This is a genomic window from Lacrimispora sp. 210928-DFI.3.58 (assembly GCF_020554865.1).
Lineage (GTDB): Bacteria > Bacillota > Clostridia > Lachnospirales > Lachnospiraceae > Enterocloster.
In genome coordinates, this window is the sequence record NZ_JAJCIC010000086.1 from 1 (window position 1) to 2329 (window position 2329).

Consider the following 2329-nt stretch of genomic DNA (forward strand, 5'->3'; position numbering starts at 1 on the left):
AGAAAAGTGGTGCTGGGCGTAATCAACTAGCACCAACTTTGTCTACAGTCTGAGCAAAGGAATAATCATTAATTTATATAAATGGTTATTCCTTTGCTAAAGATAATGAAAAAGTATTATTGAATTGTTACAACATCCGTATAGAGCGTTTCACCGTCAGCATTTGTTAACTCACAACGGAAACTATACTTGATCCGCGTTGTATTTAATTCTACTGTCATTGCTGCTGTCCTACTGCCATCAAAGCCTGCCGCCTGCCAGGTCTCTCCATTATTCCGGCTGAATTGCCACTGATAGCTATTGGCCCCTATTGCCTCTACGCTAAATATTACGGTATCATTTACATCTGCATTTACACTTGAAGGCTGTTTTGTTATCTCAAATAATTCAATCTTCTCTGCCTTCACAGTGTCTGTATAAAGCTTACTGCCATTTTTTCCTGTCAGCTCACAGCGGAAAATGTACCGGATCCGAACAGCATTTAAATCTACGCTCATTGTCGCTGTACGATTTCCACTAAAGCCTGCTGTCTGCCAAGTCTCTCCATTGTCACGGCTAAACTGCCACTGGTAATAGCTGACTCCTACTGCCTCCACATTAAATTCCACCGTATCATCCACATATGCTTCTATGCTTGAGGGCTGTTTTGTAATTTCAAAAATCTCTTCTGCTTTGACAATATCCGTATAAAGCTTACTACCATCCCTTCCTGTCAATTCACAACGGAAATTATACTGAATCCTGGTAGCATTCAACTCTACTGTCATCGTTGCTGTACGATTTCCGCTAAAGCCTGCTGACTGCCAGGTTTCTCCGTTATCACGGCTAAACTGCCACTGGTAACTATTGACCCCGACTGCTTCTACATTGAATTCTACTGTACCGTTTACATAGGTTTCAGTATTTGAAGGCTGCTTTGTGATTTCAAAAATCTCTACTGCCTTGACAGAATCTGTATAAAGTTTGCTGCCATCTTTTCCCGTCAATTCGCAACGGAAGCTGTACTGGATCCGGGTAGCATTTAACTCTACTGTCATTGCTTCCGTCCTATTTCCACTAAATCCAGCTAACTGCCAGCTCTCTTCATTGTCACGACTGAACTGCCACTGATAGCTGCTGACTCCGACAGCTTCTACACGAAACTCAACCGTATCGTTTACGTTTGCTTCCACACTTGAAGGCTGCTTTGTTATCTCAAAGGCTTCTACCGCCCTTACAACATCCGTATAAAGCTTGCTGCCATCCTTTCCTGTCAATTCGCAACGGAAGCTGTACTGGATTCGAGTAGCGTTTAACTCTACTGTCATCATTGCAGTCCTATTTCCGCTAAAGCCTGCCGACTGCCAGGTTTCTCCATTGTCACGGCTGAACTGCCACTGATAGCTGCTGGCTCCGTTTGCCTCTACGCGAAACTCAACCGTATCATTTAAATATGCTTCTACATCAGATGGCTGTTTTGTAATTTCAAAATTCTCTATAACCTTTACAACATTTGTGTAAAGCTTACTGCCATCTTTTCCTGTCAGTTCACAACGAAAGCTGTATTGGATTCGAGTAGCATTCAGTTCCACTGTCATTGTTGCTGTCCGGCTTCCAGTAAAACCAGCTGATTGCCATGTCTCTCCATTATCACGGCTAAATTGCCATTGATAACTATCAATACCATTGGCTTCTACATAGAAGTTCACTGTGTCTCCTATTATTCCTGTTGCACTCTCTGGCTGAGTAATAATAACCGGATTCTCTACATCTGATTCTTGGATTGCCACACCGTTGTCATCAATAACATATTTTACGCCATTCACTGTAACTTCCGTACCTGTCAGCATATGGCCATCGGTCGGATCAAAATAATACAGTGCCCCTTCCACCTCATGAAGGCCTTCCAGCATTGCTCCTGTGCCGTCTAAATAGTATGTATACTCTTCTATTGTCTTCCAGCCTGTACTCTTCTGCCCAATACTGCTCTCATCACTGCAGAAGTAGAAAGAGTGATCCGCATATCCGGCTTCGTCCTTCCACCCGCCATACACATTGATCGTCTGCCAGCCGGTCTTCAGCCTTCCATCGCCCTGCTCTCCGAAATAATAATCTGCCTCTTTCCACCCTTCTTGGTCTGTCAGCGTCTGATTTAATGCGCTGGATACCCAGCCGTACAGCATGAAGCCGTCAGCGTTAAAGGCATACTGATTATCTCCCACTGACTGCAGTTCAAAGGTATCGCTTCTCTTTGCTCTGCCTTTGGAATCAAAACGTCGCCAGCCGATGGTATTGCCGCTTTCATCCTTCTGCTCCTTCCAGCCGCTCGTGAACATATAGCCGTTCTCGT

1 pseudogene is annotated in these 2329 nt (G+C 44.1%); it reads right to left on the reverse strand.

The window, feature by feature from the left end:
* Nucleotides 1-116: 116 nt before the first annotated feature.
* Nucleotides 117-2329 (reverse strand): annotated as a pseudogene (locus LIZ87_RS21980) (hypothetical protein); the annotation flags it as partial.